General features: G+C 69.8%; 18 protein-coding genes and 1 tRNA gene. 9 read left to right on the forward strand and 10 right to left on the reverse strand.

Annotated elements, in window-relative coordinates; translation table 11 throughout:
- Nucleotides 1–10: 10 nt before the first annotated feature.
- Nucleotides 11–547 (reverse strand): DUF8054 family protein, encoded by a 537-nt coding sequence (locus HWV07_RS14335; protein WP_178334965.1) that lies wholly within the window; start codon nucleotides 545–547, stop codon nucleotides 11–13.
- Complete coding sequence (locus HWV07_RS14340; protein ID WP_178334966.1) at nucleotides 544–1,308, reverse strand: nucleotide-binding protein; 765 nt, start codon at nucleotides 1,306–1,308, stop codon at nucleotides 544–546. Before HWV07_RS14340 ends, HWV07_RS14335 begins: the two co-directional genes overlap by 4 nt.
- 120 nt (nucleotides 1,309–1,428) lie before the next feature.
- Between HWV07_RS14340 and HWV07_RS14345 the strand changes: the two genes are divergently transcribed.
- On the forward strand, nucleotides 1,429–1,569 hold the full coding sequence (locus HWV07_RS14345) for a hypothetical protein (RefSeq protein WP_178334967.1): 141 nt from the start codon (nucleotides 1,429–1,431) through the stop codon (nucleotides 1,567–1,569).
- A 117-nt stretch (nucleotides 1,570–1,686) separates the two neighbouring features.
- Here HWV07_RS14345 and HWV07_RS14350 read toward each other — a convergent pair whose 3' ends face one another.
- The gene (locus tag HWV07_RS14350) at nucleotides 1,687–2,349 is read right to left on the reverse strand and encodes a DUF7095 family protein (protein ID WP_178334968.1); all 663 of its coding nucleotides are present in this window, start codon (nucleotides 2,347–2,349) and stop codon (nucleotides 1,687–1,689) included.
- Nucleotides 2,350–2,430: 81 nt separating this feature from the next.
- Here HWV07_RS14350 and HWV07_RS14355 point away from each other — a divergent pair, with 81 nt between their 5' ends.
- From HWV07_RS14355 to ncsA, 4 genes are read left to right on the forward strand one after another with little or no spacing between them, the layout of a single operon-like run.
- Nucleotides 2,431–4,749, forward strand: a complete 2,319-nt coding sequence (locus tag HWV07_RS14355; RefSeq protein ID WP_178334969.1) for a PAS domain S-box protein — start codon at nucleotides 2,431–2,433, stop codon at nucleotides 4,747–4,749.
- Between the two features lie 17 nt (nucleotides 4,750–4,766).
- Complete coding sequence (locus tag HWV07_RS14360; RefSeq protein ID WP_178334970.1) at nucleotides 4,767–5,369, forward strand: response regulator; 603 nt, start codon at nucleotides 4,767–4,769, stop codon at nucleotides 5,367–5,369.
- Entirely contained in the window at nucleotides 5,366–6,058 is a 693-nt protein-coding gene (locus HWV07_RS14365) for a DUF7504 family protein (protein WP_178334971.1), read from the forward strand. The genes HWV07_RS14360 and HWV07_RS14365 overlap by 4 nt, the downstream gene beginning before the upstream one ends.
- Nucleotides 6,059–6,106: 48 nt before the next feature.
- The gene (gene ncsA / locus HWV07_RS14370; protein WP_178334972.1) at nucleotides 6,107–7,093 is read left to right on the forward strand and encodes a tRNA 2-thiolation protein NcsA; all 987 of its coding nucleotides are present in this window, start codon (nucleotides 6,107–6,109) and stop codon (nucleotides 7,091–7,093) included.
- 191 nt (nucleotides 7,094–7,284) lie between these two features.
- Here the strand turns inward: ncsA and ftsZ are convergent, their stop codons facing one another.
- The 3 genes from ftsZ to HWV07_RS14385 form a co-directional block, all read right to left on the reverse strand.
- Complete coding sequence (gene ftsZ / locus HWV07_RS14375; protein WP_178334973.1) at nucleotides 7,285–8,493, reverse strand: cell division protein FtsZ; 1,209 nt, start codon at nucleotides 8,491–8,493, stop codon at nucleotides 7,285–7,287.
- Between the two features lie 3 nt (nucleotides 8,494–8,496).
- Nucleotides 8,497–8,670: a ribbon-helix-helix domain-containing protein gene (locus HWV07_RS14380; RefSeq protein ID WP_178334974.1), complete on the reverse strand. Its 174-nt coding sequence runs from the start codon at nucleotides 8,668–8,670 to the stop codon at nucleotides 8,497–8,499.
- Between the two features lie 235 nt (nucleotides 8,671–8,905).
- The gene (locus tag HWV07_RS14385) at nucleotides 8,906–9,457 is read right to left on the reverse strand and encodes a double zinc ribbon domain-containing protein (protein ID WP_178334975.1); all 552 of its coding nucleotides are present in this window, start codon (nucleotides 9,455–9,457) and stop codon (nucleotides 8,906–8,908) included.
- A 152-nt stretch (nucleotides 9,458–9,609) separates the two neighbouring features.
- Here HWV07_RS14385 and HWV07_RS14390 point away from each other — a divergent pair.
- Nucleotides 9,610–9,683, forward strand: a tRNA-Tyr gene (locus HWV07_RS14390).
- A gap of 411 nt (nucleotides 9,684–10,094) precedes the next feature.
- On the forward strand, nucleotides 10,095–10,436 hold the full coding sequence (locus HWV07_RS14395; RefSeq protein WP_178334976.1) for a DUF7344 domain-containing protein: 342 nt from the start codon (nucleotides 10,095–10,097) through the stop codon (nucleotides 10,434–10,436).
- A 66-nt stretch (nucleotides 10,437–10,502) separates the two neighbouring features.
- On the opposite strand, the gene HWV07_RS14400 is transcribed toward HWV07_RS14395, so the two are convergent.
- Nucleotides 10,503–10,844, reverse strand: a complete 342-nt coding sequence (locus HWV07_RS14400; protein WP_178334977.1) for a hypothetical protein — start codon at nucleotides 10,842–10,844, stop codon at nucleotides 10,503–10,505.
- A gap of 51 nt (nucleotides 10,845–10,895) precedes the next feature.
- Between HWV07_RS14400 and HWV07_RS14405 the strand changes: the two genes are divergently transcribed.
- On the forward strand, nucleotides 10,896–11,558 hold the full coding sequence (locus tag HWV07_RS14405; RefSeq protein ID WP_178334978.1) for a metal-dependent hydrolase: 663 nt from the start codon (nucleotides 10,896–10,898) through the stop codon (nucleotides 11,556–11,558).
- Nucleotides 11,559–11,609: 51 nt separating this feature from the next.
- Here HWV07_RS14405 and HWV07_RS14410 read toward each other — a convergent pair whose 3' ends face one another.
- Nucleotides 11,610–13,643 (reverse strand): hypothetical protein, encoded by a 2,034-nt coding sequence (locus tag HWV07_RS14410; RefSeq protein WP_178334979.1) that lies wholly within the window; start codon nucleotides 13,641–13,643, stop codon nucleotides 11,610–11,612.
- A gap of 155 nt (nucleotides 13,644–13,798) precedes the next feature.
- On the reverse strand, nucleotides 13,799–14,056 hold the full coding sequence (locus HWV07_RS14415; protein ID WP_178334980.1) for a hypothetical protein: 258 nt from the start codon (nucleotides 14,054–14,056) through the stop codon (nucleotides 13,799–13,801).
- Nucleotides 14,057–14,457: 401 nt separating this feature from the next.
- Here HWV07_RS14415 and HWV07_RS14420 point away from each other — a divergent pair, with 401 nt between their 5' ends.
- The gene (locus HWV07_RS14420; RefSeq protein ID WP_178334981.1) at nucleotides 14,458–15,198 is read left to right on the forward strand and encodes an alpha/beta hydrolase family protein; all 741 of its coding nucleotides are present in this window, start codon (nucleotides 14,458–14,460) and stop codon (nucleotides 15,196–15,198) included.
- Here HWV07_RS14420 and HWV07_RS14425 read toward each other — a convergent pair.
- Nucleotides 15,195–16,226, reverse strand: coding sequence for a hypothetical protein (locus tag HWV07_RS14425; RefSeq protein ID WP_178334982.1), 1,032 nt, complete (start codon nucleotides 16,224–16,226; stop codon nucleotides 15,195–15,197). The two genes, HWV07_RS14420 and HWV07_RS14425, sit on opposite strands and share 4 nt — an antisense overlap.
- Nucleotides 16,227–16,338: the final 112 nt, after the last annotated feature.

Consider the following 16,338-nt stretch of genomic DNA (forward strand, 5'->3'; position numbering starts at 1 on the left):
GGTTAGTAGTTTACCCCCGCCCGATGGCGTCCTCGAAGTCCCACTCCGCGGCGCGGCGCTCGGCCTCCTCGCGGGCGGACTCCCGGATCTCGGCGACCGCGGCTTCGTCCTCGAGGAACGCCTCCAGGGCGCCGCGGTCGTCGGCGTTCCCGGCGCGGTCGGTGCTCGCGGCCGCCCGGGTCCGTTCCGCGAGCGCGGCGTCGCCGGCGAGCCGCTCCGCGGGCATCCCCGCCGGCACGCGGAGCGCGTCGGCGTCGTGGGGGACGTCCAGCGCGGCGGCGTCGACGGCGTACAGCTCGACCCGGTAGGGCCCGGCGCCGACGTCGGCGAGGGCGGGCGGCCCGCCGCGGTCGGTGCCGGCGTGGTAGGCCAGCGCCGGGACGCCGCCCTCGAAGGTGAGTACGCCGCGGTCGTCGGCGTCGTCCAGCAGCACGTCCCGCGGCGCCAGCACTGCGTAGCCGTCCAGCCGGCGGTCCAGTGCGTCCTCGAGGGCGGGCGCGAGGTCGGTGACGACGCGCGAGCGGAGCAGCTCGCCCTCGGGGATCATGGCGGGTCGGGGATGACGGCGGTGCGGAACCGCTCGGCGACGTCGTCGGCGTCGCCTGCGCGGGGTTCCAGGGCCGCGGCGGCCTCGCGGTAGGCGGCCGCCGCCGGGGCCTCGGGGGCGTGCTCGAGGAGCGGTTCGCCGGCCGACCGGGCGGCGCGGGCGGCGTCGCTCTCGGGGACCGTCGCCAGCAGCGGTCCCTCGAAGTAGCGGTCGGCCTTCGCGGCGACGTCCTCGACGTCGCCCTGGACCCGGTTGAACAGCGTCCCCGCCACGCCGGTGTCGTACGAGAGCGCGTACTCCTGGACCTTCAACCCGTCCGAGATGGCGGGGATGGTCGGCTGGAGGACGACCACCACGCGGTCGGCGAGGACGATGGGGAGGACGGCGCTCTTCGAGCCGAGCGTCGCCGGCGAGTCCAGGAGGAGGACGTCGGTGTCGGCGGCGAGTTCGGCGACGACGTCGCGCAGCCGCGCCGGCTCGGCGGCCTCGAAGGCGGCCAGCGACGTCCCGCAGGGGACGACTGACAGTCCGAAGCGCTCGTAGGTCGCCGCCGCGACGGGCGCGCCGCCGTCGACGAGGACGTCGTGCAGCGTCGTCTCGACGTCCGCGAGGCCGGCGTGGAACAGCAGGTTCGCCATCCCCGTGTCGGCATCCACGACGGTGACGTCGTACTCCTTCGCCAGGGCCATCCCGAGGGCGAGCGTGCTCGTCGTCTTGCCCGTGCCCCCCTTCCCGGAGGCGACCGCGAACGCCTCGACCATTGCGTTCGACTCCCGCGCTACCGAATATAAGGGTTGGGGATTCGGCCGTGACAATATTCGCCGGAAAGTGGATTATCGTTCATTAAGATTTAAGACTATGAGGGTTCTCGAACCAAGTAGATGACCCGCGACGAAATCGAGCCGATGGTTCCGGTCATGCCCCAGGACGACACTACCGAGACGATCCGCGCCGACGGCGGCCTCCGCAAGCGCTTCGACGCGGACGAGGTAGACGCCCCGCTCGTCCCGGACCTCCGCTAGAGTCGTTCGCTTCTCCAGTTTTCGTCTTCTCCAGGTGGACAGTCCCGACTCCGGCAGCCGATTTTCTCTCCCGTTCGACGGACGAAGTCGAGACCGGCTCTCGGAGACGGGCGGCCCTCAGACCACGTCGCCGCGGACGGTGACGCCCTCCTGGGCGTCCTGGTAGGCCTTCAGCTCGTCGGCGGCCGTCCGGGCCTCCTCGTCCTCCATCCCGAGCATCTCGAGGGCCGCGGACAGCGTCGGGAAGACGAACTCGCCGTCCTCCAGCTTCCGGAACGCTTCGTCGCTCGTCTGCCCGCCGTCCTCCGTGTCCACCCACAGGCAGGCGGCCCGCGGGTCGAGCAGCTGGGAGTAGTCCTCGCGGGCGCGGGCGCCCTTCAGCCGCTGGGTGACGTTGTTCTCGAAGCCGGTGTTGCAGACCTCGAGGTGGACGGGTTCGTCCTCCGCCAGCAGGTGGGCGGCGAGGCACTTCTCGGGGGCGACGTGGCCGTTGGCGTTGGCGCGGACGTACTCGGGGTGGTCGTCGGCCCACGCCGCGGAGACGGTCTTGCCGACGCCGTCGACGCCGAGGCGCTCCCGGAACTCGTCCTCGCGGTCGGGGGCGTCCTTGAACAGCAGGTCCTTCGTGACGTAGACGTCGAGGCGCTCGACGGGGTCCATCCCGAGGACGACGTCGCCGTAGACCCACACCTCCCGGACGGGCACCGGCATGGGGTCGGCGGCGACCGTCTCGACGATCTCGCGGAGTCGGGCGACGGCCTCCTCGCGGCTGAAACTCATTGCCAGGGGTAGACGGCCGCGGAAGAAAACAATCACGGAGCCGAGGCGAGCGTTTTTCCGGCCCCCCGCTCGATTGCACCCATGTCAGCAACGAGCCACGAGTGGGACGGCGCGGGCGCCGCCGGCGCGGAGACGGCCGGCGAGCGACTCCAGGGGTGGTCGGTCGCCGCCGTCGGGGTCGCCCTCACCGCGCTGCCGCTCGTCGGAACCACCGGTGCGGACGCGTTCTTCACGGTGCCCGAGGCGGTGCCGCCGCTGCTCGTCGCGCTGGGCATCGCCGTGGTCGGCGGGGCCCTCCGGCGGTCGGCGTTCACGCCGGCAGACGTCGCGATCATCGCCGGCTGGGTGGCCGTCACCGCCCTCGGCCTCGGGTTCGTCGTCGGCCTCGCGGCGCTGGTGCTGTCCGACGACCCGGTCTCGGTCGGCCTGTACGTCACCTCCTTCGTCGCGCCCATCGGGGCCGGCGGCGGCGTCGTCGCGGGCTACACCGACGCCCGGCGGCGCCGCCAGTACCGCCAGACGAAGCGGACCCAGCGGGCCCTCGAGACCTCGACGGACGGCATCACCATCCTCGACGAGGACGGCGAGTACGTCACGGTGAACCGCGCGCACGCGGAGGTGTACGGCTACGACGACCCCGAGGAACTGGTCGGCGAGCCGTGGCAGATATGTTACGACGACGCGGAGCGAAAGCGCCTCGAGACGGAGATCATGCCGGGCGTCGAGGCCGGCGAGCCGTGGCGGGGCGAGGCCACCGGCAAGCGCGCCGACGGGACGACCTTCCCGCAGGAGCTGACGCTGACGCCGATGGACGACGGCGGCCACGTCTGCATCGTCCGCGACATCGGCGACCGGCGCGAGCAGGACCGGAAGCTCCGCGAGCAGAAGCGCCGCCTCCGGAGCATCATCGAGAACGTCCCCATCATCCTCTTCTCGGTCGACGACACCGGCGAGATCGTCCTCTCGGAGGGGAAGGGGCTGTCCTCGATGGGCTTCGAACCGGGTGAGGCCGTCGGGTCCTCGATCTTCGACATCTACGCCGACGTCCCGGCGGTCGCGGCGGCCACCCGGAGAGCGCTCGACGGCGAGCACGTCCACGAGACCGCCACCCTCGGCGACCGCGTCCTCGAGGCGTGGTTCACCCCCGTCTACGACGACGCGGGCGAGGTCGACCGCGTCATCGGCACCGCGATGGACGTCACGGACAGACACGAGCGCGAGCAGGAGCTCGCGGAGCTCCACGAGGCGAGCCGCCGCCTCAACTACGCCACCACCCCCGAGGAGGTCGCCCAGACCACCGTCGACATCGCCGAGGAGGTCTTCGACATGCCCGTGTCGACGCTCTGGCGGTACGACCCCGCTGACGACTGCCTCCGGCACGTAGCGATGACAGACTCCAGCGAGGCGATCCTCGGCGTCGACGCGGTCGACGAACTCGCCCCCATCACCGCCGACGAACTCGGGATGGAGGTGTTCCGCGAGGGCGAACTCCGCGTCGTCGAGGTCTACCGGACGGTCGCCAACCGGGCGCTCGACGTCCCGTTCGGGACCGTCATCCTCGTCCCGCTCGGCGGGCAGGGCCTCCTCGAGGTCGGCCAGCGCGAGGTCCGGACCGTCTCGGAGGAGACCCGCCGGCGCGCCGACATCCTGGGGCTGAACGCCCAGGCCGCGCTGGACCGCGCCGACCAGCAGGCGCTCCTGCGGGAGCGCACCCGCGAACTCGAGGTCCGGACCTCCCAGATGGACTTCATCAACAGCATCATCAGACACGACGTGCTCAACGGGATGACGGTCATCCGCTCGCGGGCGGCGTTCCTCCAAGAGGACCTGGAGGGCCGCCACGCCGAGTTCGCCGACACCATCGTCCGGTGGTGCGACAACATCGTCGCCTTCGTCGAGCGCGTCCAGACGGTCCTGGACACCCTCGGCGGCGACGACGTCGTCGACCTCGAGCGGATCGACGCCGCGGAACTCGTCGACGGCGAACTCGAGCGGCTGCGGCAGACCTACCCCGAGGTCACCTTCGAGGACGACCTGCGCGGTCCGGTGTACGTCAGGGCCGACGAGCTGCTCGCGGACGTCGTCGGCAACATCGTCACCAACGCCGTCGAGCACAACGACACCGAGGGCCTCCGGATCGCCGTCACCGCGGCGGTCGACGGCGACCGGACGACCATCCGCATCGCCGACAACGGCACGGGCGTCCCGCCCGACCAGCGGGAGGCCATCTTCCGCCGCGGGGAGTCACACGCGAAGTCGACGGGCTCGGGGTTCGGCCTCTTCTTCGTCGACGCGATGGTCGAGGCCTACGGCGGCGAGGTGTGGGTCGAGGGCGACGACGGCGCCGTCTTCGTCGTGGAGCTGCCGACCGCCGCGGCCCCAAAGAGGGATGCCGCATGACCCCGAACGGCGACGGTATGAGCGAGACGGACGGCCCGGTCGTCCTCGTCGTCGAGGACGAACCCGACGTGGCCGAGACCTACGAGCTGTGGCTCGCCGGCACCTACGACGTCCGGCTGGCCGCGTCGGGAACCGAGGCCCTGGAACTGGTCGACGACGCCGTCGACGTCGTACTGCTCGACCGGATGATGCCCGGCATGTCCGGCGACGAGGTGCTCGCCGAGATCCGCGAGCAGGGCTACGACGTCCGGGTCGCGATGGTGACGGCCGTCGACCCCGACTTCGACATCGTGGAGATGGGCTTCGACGACTACGTCACGAAGCCGCCGACCCAGGAGAGCCTCCGGGGGACCGTCGAGGACCTGCTGGCCCGCGGCAACCACGTCGACACCGTCCAGGAGTACCGGGCGCTGCTGGCGAAGCGGACGGCCCTCGAGGCCGAGAAGGGCGACGCGGAGCTCGCCGAGAGCGACGCCTACGCCGACCTCCAGTCGCAGATCGAGGCCGTCGAGGCCGAACTCGACGACCAGGAGGACCGGCTGCTCGACGACTCGGAGTTCGTCGGCGCGATCCGCGACTTCGAGGACGGGGCGGGGGACCGTCCGGAGGACAGCGGATGAGCTCCGGTCGGTTCCAGTCCCGGCAGACGGAGGCGAACACCTACGACCTCGGCGACGCCCTCCCGGTCGAGGGGCTGTCGTCGCTGGACGCCGGGACGAACGTCCTCGTCTCCGGGCCACCGATGCTGGGCAAACAGCAGCTCGTCCTCGAGCTGCTGGCGGCCGGCACCGACGACGAGCACGCCCTCGCGATCACGCCGGACACCAACGGCGACCGGCTCCGGCGGCAGTTCGAGAACGCCACCGGTCGCGACGCAGACCGGCTCCGGATCGTCGACTGCACGGGCGCGACCGGCAAGGGGTCGATGGACGACTCCGAGACGATCAAGTACGTCGGCTCGCCGAGCGACCTCACCGGCATCGGGATGGGCATCGTCAAGTGCACCCGCGACATCGGCGCGGGCGTCGACGACGGCCTCCGGCTGTCCGTGCTGTCGCTGTCCACGCTGCTGCGGTACGCCAACGCCGACCGGATGTTCAACTTCCTGCACACCGTGACCGGCCGGGTCTCCGCCGCGGGCTACCTCGGGCTCGCCACGTTCGACCCGACCACCCACGACGCGTCGGCGGCGAACACCCTCACCGCGCTGTTCGACGTCGTCGTCGAGCTCCGGGAGGCCGACGACGGCAGCCGCGAGGTGCGGGCCGTCGGCCACCCCGGGACGCCGCGGACCTGGCAGCCGTTCTGAGGGTCGCAGTCGAAACCCGTATCCCGCCCGCACGGCTACGGCCCGCCAATGGAGTGCGACAAGTGCGGCGAGAGCGCGGTCATGCACGCCGCCTACTCGGGGCTGCACCTCTGCGAGGAACACTTCTGTCGCTCCGTCGACTCCCGGGTCCGCAAGCGCATCCGCGAGGACGCCCTCCTCTCGGAGGACGCCACGCCCGAGGACCCCGAGACCTGGCTGATCGGCCTGTCGGGCGGCAAGGACAGCGTCGTCCTCACGCACGTCCTCGACGACGTCTTCGCGCGGGACCCCCGCGTCGAACTCGTCGCGCTCACCATCCACGAGGGCATCGAGGGGTACCGCGACGCCTCGCTGGACGCCTGCCTGGAGCTGACCGACGACCTCGAGATCGACCACGAGGTCGTCAGCTACGCCGACGAGTACGGCCTCGAGATGGACGACGTCGCCGAGGACGACCCGCTGAACATGGCCCCCTGCGCGTACTGCGGGGTCTTCCGGCGGGACGCCCTCTCGCAGTACGCCGAGGAGTATGGTGCCGACAAGCTCCTGACGGGCCACAACCTCGACGACGAGGCCCAGACCGCGATGATGAACCTGCTGTCGGGCGATATCCAGCAGGTCGCCAAGCACTTCGACGCCTCGCTCGGCAGCTTCGAGGAGCGGGAGATCGACGACGACCCGTTCGTCCCCCGCGCGAAGCCGCTGCGGGACCTCCCCGAGAAGGAGGTCGCCCTCTACGCGCACCTGCGGGACCTCCCGACGCACATGGCGGAGTGTCCCCACGCCAGCGAGGCCTACCGCGGCGAGATCCAGGAGCACCTCCACGCCCTGGAGGACGACCACCCCGGAACCCGCCACTCGATCATGTCGGGGTACGAGGAGCTGGCGAAGCTGGCCGCGGAGGCCTACCGCGGCAGCGACGACGAGGCCCAGGGGTCCTGCGAGCGCTGCGGCGCGCCGACGAACAACGACGTCTGCCGGAAGTGCGAGCTAGTCGAAGCGGTCGGCGGCGAGCAGGCGGAGACCGTCGAGTAATACTGTTTACGCGGCAGTTGTGCGTCCTACGAGCCGTTTACGGGAGAACCGCGGGACTGCGACGGTGTTTACGGAATAGTTGTGACTGTATACGGGATGGATACAGACGTAAACGCGATCTCGGCTGGTCGATGACAGTTGCCACTGCTGGGTGTCGTGGCGTCGCGAAAGAAACGTAGACGGTCGCCGGGTTACCGGATGACGTCGAGGCCGTTGTTCTTCTCGACCTCGGAGCGCCCGCCGTCGGTCTCGCCGAAGGCGCCGCCGGTGCCGCCGGTGTTGACCGAGGTGTTCGTCTCCGGGGGCGTCGAGGCGAAGTCGTCCTCGCCCTCGACGCCGTCGAGGGCCTGCCGGGAGGCGTCGGCCTGCTTCTGGGTCGTCGGGCCCAGGATCTGTGCGGACTGGACGCCGGTCATGATGGCCATGACCCGCACCTTGCCCTTGTAGTTGTCCTGGATCCGGGCGCCCCAGATGACGTTCGCCGAGGCCTCGAGGCGCTCGGTGATGTTCTGGGCGATGCCCTCGGCCTCCTTCAGCGTGAGGTCGGGGCCGCCGGTGATGTGGACCAGTCCGCCGGAGGCGCCGCGGTAGTCGACGTCCAGCAGCGGGTGGTTCATCGCGTCGTTGACGACCTCCTTCGTCTTGTTCTTGTCCTGTGTCTCGCCGACGAGCATCACCGCGACGCCGCCCTGGTTCATGATGGAGGTCATGTCGGCGTAGTCGAGGTTGATGAGCGACGGCTGGGTGATGGTCTCGCTGATGCCCTTCACCGTCTCGGCGATGATCTGGTCCATCACCGAGAACGCCTTGCCGATCGGCAGGTTCGGGACGTAGTCGAGCAGGCGGTTGTTGTCGAGGACGATGATGGAGTCCGCCTCGTTGCGGAGCTTCTCCAGGCCCTCCTCGGCCTTCACCGTGCGGGCGCGCTCGACGTTGAACGGCGTCGAGACCATGCCCACGACGATGGCGCCCTGCTCCTTGGCGATCTTGGAGACGACCGGGGCCGCACCGGTGCCGGTGCCGCCACCCATGCCGGCGGTGACGAACACGAGGTCCGCCTCGCCGAGGACCTCCTTGATGGTGCCCTGCGCCATCTCCGTGGCGCGCTCGCCCATCGAGGGGTCGCCACCGGCGCCGAGACCCTGCGTGAGCGACTTGCCCACGAGGATCTTGGTGTCGGCCTCGATCATCTGCAGGTGCTGCTTGTCGGTGTTGATGGCGATGGTGTCCGCGCCGTCGACGCCGATGTTGTACAGTCGGTTGACGGTGTTGTTGCCGGCGCCACCGCAGCCGATGATGACGATGCGCGGGTCGCCGAAGTCACTGGCGTCGTCGCCGGTGTCCATCTCCCGCTCTTCCTTCTCGGCGTTCTCCAGGGCGGAGTTGACGATGTCCTGCATCGTCTACACCCTGGCGAACGGGCGGTTCTGCTCCCGCTGTTCCCCGTCCTGTTCGTTCAACATCTCCCGCACGGCCGAGCGAATCGCTTCGCTCCGATTCGGGAACTCGCCCGTATCGACCATGCGTTCGACCTCTTCGATCTGCTGCTTCGGAATCCGTAGTGTGACACGCTCCATGTATTATCTTCCCCTTTGTCTGTTGAGTAAGACGGCGTTGCACACGCGAGCCGCAACGCGTTTACACCGGGAAACTGCGCGACGACGACCGGGTTCGCACCTCGGTCGCACCCGTGTAAGACGCGCCGTCTTACGCAGATGTAATCACAGAAGGGTTCTACTTAAACCTTCGGGTGGTCGTAAGACACGGGCGTAATATGGGCGTTTACAGCCCGCTGTCCCGCGCTTGCGGCGTTTACGAATCGTGCAACACGTCCGCAGCGGGCGTCCGACGCCCGCAGCTGGGGCAGAACCCCCAGTCGGACCGGAGCTCGTCGCCGCACTCGCAGAACACCCTGTGGGAGGCCTTCTCGCCGCAGTTCGAGCAGTAGACGTCCGAGTCGGACAGCTGCTCTCCGCACTGTTTACACGCGTTGGACGGCTCCTCGGCCGCAGGCTCGCGCTCGTCCGCGCCTGTCTTACGTCCGGCGTCGTCACCCCCGCCGACGGCCGCCCCGTCCCCGTCCAGCGTGATGTTTACGTTCACGTCCTGCGGCTGCTGCGGCGTAAACGCGCCCTCGAGGCGGTCCGCGAGCACGGCGTCGACCCGCTCGGCGACGAGGTCGTCGAGGGACTCCTGGGCGTCGACACCCTCGTTTACGCCGTTCTCGGGGCCGTTTGCGCCCGTTTCCCCGTCCTCCCCCAGATACGCCCGGAGCGCCTCGCGCATGACCTCGCTCTTCGAGGCGTCGTACTCCTCGAGTTGGCGAATGAGGTCGTCGTCCGCCCGGAACGTGATCTTGCTCATTATTCGTCCGACGTTCCGTGGCGACGGTATTTCAATCTTCCCGCGTGTCTGACGGCCGTCGGTCGACCGCCAGACGCCCGCGTGTGACGCCGCGGCACCGCCGCCGGAGGTCAAAACCGTTAAGTCCCGGAGTCGTCTCCGTTCAGACACGCCCGCCCTTAGCTCAGACTGGTAGAGCAGTCGACTGTAGATCGACTTGTCCCCCGTTCAAATCGGGGAGGGCGGACTGGTTTTACACTCGGACCGGATTGACCGGACAACGGCGGGTTCTCCGCGTTTACGCCCATATTCGTCGATAGATTTGAACGTGAAACCCAGTCGACTCTATTCACCGTGAGCGTATTCGCCCGCCGATGGGCCGAGCCGTAAGACGCGAGCCAGACCGCCGACCGGACGGGGGATTCAGTCACTCGTCGGTGATTAACGGCTCGCTATCGGGACTGCTCGTTCCGAGAAAACACTTGCTGCGCGTCGCTCCCCGCAGTTCGGCGCCGGTTGGCGCTGCGAACGAGCCTCCGAAGCGAACTGTACGCCCTCCCCGTAACCCCGGCGGAAATCTAGACCGGTTGACCATTTATTGACGGTTGTGGGACTGCTAATAATAGGGGTGCCGTCCGGAGCCGAGGTCGTGGTCGGAATGGATCCACCGAACAACCTCGACGAGATACTCACCGCGCTGGCGAACCGACGCCGTCGGTACGCCCTCTATCACCTCCGCGAGGAGGAGATCCTCGAACTCGAGGCGCTCGCTCGCCGCGTCGCCGCGTGGGAGGCCGACAGCCCCCCGGACGAGGTCGCCGACGACGAGGTGCGGCGCCTGCGCGTCGAGTTCCACCACGAACACGTCGGCGTCTTCCGCGAGGCGGCGTGCATCGAGTACGACGACCGCAGCGGCGTGGTCCGCTACCGCGACCCGCCGGAGCCGCTCCCGGCGCTTCTCGACGTCTTCTCGGACCTGGAACATCCGGACGGCGAGTAGTGCGGCGCTATCGTCCCGCGTGCGACGCCACGCGCACTCGCCCGAAGGGACTCGCTGCGCCGACGCTCAGGGGTTCGCGTCCTCGGCTTCGACGAGCCGGGCGTTGTCGAGGTGTTCGACGCCGCCCCCGTAGCGGATCTGTACCGTCTGCCCCGGGAGGTCGTCGTCCGCCTCGAACTCGTCGGGGATCGATACTGCGGTGACCTCGTCGAGTTCGACCTCGCGGCGCTGGACGGGGTCGCCGCGGTACTCGACGGTCTCCCAGGTGGCCCCCGAGAGGTCGAGCTCCCCGCCGAAGTACTCCTCGGGCTCCTTGTCGACGGTGTCCTCGGTCTGGGACTCGCCGGTCGTCCGGTTGTCGTCGAAGTCGACCTCCTCGTGCTTGTACTGGTGCAGGTAGACGAGCATGCAGTGTGATACGTCTCCGCACGGCAAAAGTGTTGATTCGGACGCGACAGAATGTGGTCCATCGCCGTCCCTAACCAACTAGTCAGGACGCTCATCCATCTGGGCGCCGACGTCGAGGACGTGGAACCCATCGGTCACCTTGCCCTGGCACTCCTGTTCGCGTTGCCCGCGTGGATCCTCTGGGACGGCCGCACCGGCGCCGCGTTCGTCGGCTTCGTGCTGGCGATGTCGACCATCCCCGACATCGACATCGTGCTGATGCGGCAGGGGTTCCCGATCAAACACCACGGCGTGACGCACACGCTCGCGTTCATCGTCGTCCTCGCCGTCGTCGCGGGGGTCGTCGCGGTGGCGGTGCTGAAGCCCACCCTACAGCGCTGGTGGCGACTCACCGAGGAGGAGACCGTCCAGAAGGGGACCATCGAGCTGTTCGTCGTCGGCGGGCTGATACTCGGCGGCGTGAGCCACCTCCTGGGTGACATGGTCGCCGGCGACGGTTACGAGCCCATCGAACCCCTGTGGCCGCTCGTCCAGGCCCCGATCGAGTTCCCCGTCGCCCACTACACGTCGCCGTGGCTGAACGGCGTGCTCCTCGCCGTCGCCGTGACGCTGCACCTCGGGGTGCTCGCCTCCGGGGCGTTCCCGCTGGAACACCGGTTCCGGCACTGGCGAGCGGGACTGACCGACGGCGGTACCGGAAACAGTTCCGATTGAGGCCCTGATCGGCGGCTATCTCTCCTGTCCGGTCTCGCCGGACGACGTTCGTCACGACAGGTCCGTCCAGTCGACGCTGAACGTCGTCGCCTCCTCCGGCTGCTCGGCGAGCAGGGCGGCGGCGCGGGACGGCGACCGGAACGTCGCAGTCCCGGCGTACGGCATCGCGAGCGCGGCGGTGACGTCCGCAGCCGAGCCGCCGGACTCCGCGAACTCGAGGCCGTCCTCCAGGAAGCGCTCCCGACGCAGCCCGTAGAACAGGGTGACGTCGGCCGTCGAGACGGTCACCGCCGCCGCCTCGCCGGGCTGGACGGCGTCCCCGCTGGCCTCCAGCAGCGCGGGTGCGTCGCCGCCGGTCACGTCCGCGCCGGCGACCCAGAGGTCGAACCGGTCGGCGTGATCGAGGTCTTCGCGGCGCTCGAGGTCCGCCAATCGACGGACCGCCGCCTCGTAGTCGGGATGGACGAGGGACGTCATCGCCCCGCCCTCGCCCACCGGCACGGACACCCGTTCCGACCCGCCGGCCGAGAGCGTCGCTCCCGGCGTCGCCCGGCCCAGTTCGGACGCTTCGACGTCTGCCGCCCCCTCCAGAAGCGTCGTCGCCTCGGCGGCGGTGACGTAGGCGTCCGGGTTGCACGGCATCGCGACGACGGTCTCCAGCGTGGCATCGTCGGCGCTATCGGCCGTCTCCACGCGGAGTTCCAGCGTCCCGTCCGCCGCGTACCGGTCGCGCTCCAGCGCCCGGAAGACGGTCGTCCCAGTTTCGGCGTACGCGTAGTCGCCGTCGAGGTAGCCGTCGGCGTCGCCGAGGAACGCCCAGTCGCCGTCGACAGTCCTGGCGGCGACGCGGCGGGTGTAGAACTCTAAGTCGTCGCCGTGGAGCCACAGGTCGAACCGGTCGTCGAGGGAGACGTCCGGTCGCGTCCCGAGCGCCGCCACGTTCGCGTACTGGTAGCGGTCGCGCGCGAACGTCGACGTCATCTCCGGCCCGTCGGCCAGTTCGGCGTCCCCGGCGTTCGGGACGAACGGGTCGAACCCCTGCTCGGTGGGTTTGTAGCGCCCCGAGGGGTACCAGCCGATTCCTGACGCACCCGCCTCCAGGGAAGCCCGGAGGTTCGACCGAATCACCTGCTTGCTGGGGGTGTGCCCCGGGTTGATCGTGTGGGCCTGGCCGAGGTAGAAGACGTCGCGGCCCCCGAGGTGCTCGCGGAGGTTGGAGACGAGGCTCCGGACGGCGTCGTCCGCCGCGTCCGGCCCGACGTCCTTCTCGTACCAGCCGCGGTAGTAGTCGCCGAACCCGAAGTCGGGCATCGCTCCGCGCCCTCGAAGGTCGTCGACGAGCTCGGCGAACACCTCCGGCCGCTTCGAGTCCACGACGTAGGGGAAGTGGACGAAGATACCGACCTCGAGGTCGGGGTTCACCTCCTCGATGGCCGCCTTCTGGGCCTCGAAGACGCGCGGACCGTACTCCCGGAGGTTGTCGACCGACGCCTGGCCCCACTCCTGGCCCTCGGCCCAGTTGCCCATGACCGGGGCCTCCTGCCAGAGGAAGACTCGACCGCCGCCGACCACGTCGTCGTAGGCCCGGGCGATCTCGCGGAGCCCCTCCAGGTGTCGCTCGCGCTTGGCGTCGTCGTTCACGAACGCCTCGGGCGTTATCTCGTACAGCATGCCGGCGTTGAACCAGGCGTCGAGGCCGAAGGAGGCGGCCGCTTCCAGGGCGGTTCGGACCGTCTCGCCGACGCCCGGCGCCGTCGACCCGGGCGGGTTGAACGCGACGGACGCGTCGAGTCGCCGCGCCATGGCCAGGAGGTTGTCGCGCAGTTGCGCGGAGCCGCCCGACGGAATCCAGAGGAAGTCCTCTCGCCCACCACGGGTCGTTCCGGCCGCCTCGGCGGCTCCATCCTCCGGGCCGGAGTCACTCCGGCCGCCCTGCCACCCGGCGCAGCCGCCGACGGCCGCGGTTCCGAGGGCGCCTCCGCCGGCCAGGAGGAACCGCCGCCTCGTCGCCGACGACCCGGCCGTCCCGGCCCCGGCTTCTCCCGACTCGAACTCCGCTCCGGCGTCGCTGGTGTCTGGTGTCATCCCTCGGATTCGCTCCGTTGCGCAGTGTAGTGTCGCTGAACTAATTAAACGGGCGGCGCACCCCGTGCAGTGTCGACGGTTCCGTCACCGCTCGCCGCGCCAGCGTCTGCCGGCGTCGCCCGACGAACCCCGTCTCGAACCGGTAGAAAGAGCAGCTATTCGACGCGGTCGGCCGAGTCGGCGATCTCCTCGACGAGGTCCTTGGTCTGGCCGCTGTGGTACCAGCCGTCCTCCTTCGCGTCCTCCGTGAGGTCGGCGGAGAACGAGCGGGCCTCGTCGGGGTCGAGTTCGACGCTGGTCCCCTCGAGTTCGACCTGGACCGTCCCGTCGGACTCGTCGGCCTCCACCGAGACCTGTTCGGCGTTCTCGCCGCCCTCCGAGAGCTTCCGGAACAGCTCCTCTTTGGCTGACATGTACTCGGAACGTCGGCCGCGCGGCCAAAAGGTATTGTTGCCAGTCGGTAGAGACCGGCCGATGCGGGTTTCTCGAACCGGCGTCTACGGGTCGAACTCCCGGTCCTCGTCGTCGTCCATCCTCACCGGCGGTTCGGCCGCTGACGGAATATCACTGACGGGCGCGAAAGGACAGAACCCAGCTCGCAGGCGGCCGCGGCTGGTCAGGCCGGCGTCGCCGAGCGTCGGAGACACGGCGGGCCGCGGGGAGCCGGTTATTTCGGGTGTTTCACCCGTCGACAACTGGGTGGCACTGCGGCCTAACGGTAGCGGCGTGGATACGAGGCGGTTAAAAGGTAGCCGGGGTCGGCGACGTCGACACCTCAAGGACTACCACCCGGCGGTGCCACGGTTCTAGCACGATGGCCGAGTCACACGACGTCCAAGTCGAGGGCGGGGAGTCCGTCGCCGCAGTCCACCACGGCGCGAGCGCCGCGTCCGACGACTGGCTGTTCTTCTGTCACGGGTTCCGCAGCGACAAGTCGGGGAGCTACGAGCGCCGCTGCGAGCGGGCCGTCGAGGAGGGCTACCGGGCCGTGCGGTTCGACTTCCGCGGCAGCGGCGAGTCCGACCGCGCCTTCGTCGACGCGACGCTGAGCAGCCGCATCGCCGACCTCCGGGCGGTCCTCGACTACTTCGACCCCGAGGCGTACGCGCTGTTCGGCTCCAGTTTCGGCGCGAAGGTCGCGCTGCACGCCGCCTGCGAGGGTCCGAGTGGAGCGAACACCTCCGGTCACGACCGCCTCCGGGCCGTCGTCGGGCGGGCGCCCCTCACCTACAACCGCGCGTTCGAGGAGTACCGCGATCTCGTCGCCGAGGCGGGGACGCTCCAGATAGACGACGACCACGCGATCGACGAGGGGTTCTTCGAGGACTTCGACCGCTACGACTTCGTCGACGTCGCCGCCGGCGTCGACGTCCCGGTCGCGCTCTTCCACGGCACCGACGACGCGTCGGTCCCCCTGACCGACAGTCTCGAGGCCGCCGCGGCGCTGGAGACCGACGTCCTCCTCCAGAAGTACCGCGGCGAGGGCCACGTCTTCTCCGAGGCCGCCGAGGCGCGGCTGCTGTGCCAGACCTTCGACTGGCTGGCCACCGTCTAGAAGTCCGCGACGACCTGGTCGTGGTAGGCGAGGTACTGTGCGCCCACGTCGTGGCCGTCGACGGTCGCGAGGGTCCGACCGGAGACCGCCGACTCGTAGGCGTGGTCGATGGTGAGGGTCTGGGGGTCGACCGTCAGCAGGCCGTTCTCGAAGTCGGCCAGGTGGTTCGGACAGACCACGACCGCGTTGGCCGGCTCCGCCGGGCCGCCGTGTGCCTCGTCGGTCGGCATCGGGTGGTGGACCCGGGCGAGGCCCTCGTCGGAGGATCGCTGTCGCCGGTCGCCGCAGACCATGCAGGTGTGGTCGTAGCGCCGCTTCAGGTCGTCGAACTCGTCGTCGGCCGCCGACCGTGACGGCTGGGAGCCGGGCTGCTCGTTCGCCGCCGACTGGTCGGTCTCTTCCGCCGGTTCGTCTCGCTCGGCAGGGTCGGCTGTTCCACCAGGCGCCGAGTCCGCCTGGGTCGTCCCCCCTCCCGTCGGTCGGTTCGCTCGCGGCGGCGTCAGGTCGTCGTCGGTCTCGACGCGGCGCCGCCCCGTCCGGGTCAGGTCGTTGACGCCGCCGTCGTGCTCGACGTAGCCGAGCGCCTGCAGCCACCGCCGGTGGGCGAGGGCCGCCTTCGTCGACTCGAGGTCCGCGTCGAACTCGCGTTCGAGGAGGTCGCGGAACTCCACGTCGGTCAGCGGCCGCACCGCCAGCGACTCCAGCAGCGTCTCGAACCCGCCGACCGACGTCGTGAGGGCCCCGTAGAGGGCGCCCTCGTCGTGGGTGTCGAGGAACTCGCGGCCGCGGGGGCCCGGCGTCGCGGTCCCGGACTCGCAGGCGACGACGCCGACGGCCTCGAGGAACGCCAGCTGTTCGGCCGCGGCGTCGGCGTCGGCCGCGCCCGCCTCCTCGCGGAGCCACTCGACGGCCGCCTCGCGGCTGGGCGACTCCGCCCGCAGGTACCGCAGCAGGTCGCGGACGGTCGCTCGCCAGCCGGCCGGCTCGCCCGGCAGCGCCGCGGCGGTCGTGCGTCGCTCGTCGCTCATCGTCCCCGCGTAGGGGGAGGGGCCACAGGAACCTTCGGATGTCGGACCGCACGCGGTCCGGCGGGGCGTGAAACAGTCCGTAGTAACGGTCTACCCGCGGTCACGTGAGACT

It is taken from the genome of Natronomonas salina, from assembly GCF_013391105.1.
GTDB classification, from domain to species: Archaea; Halobacteriota; Halobacteria; order Halobacteriales; family Haloarculaceae; genus Natronomonas; species Natronomonas salina.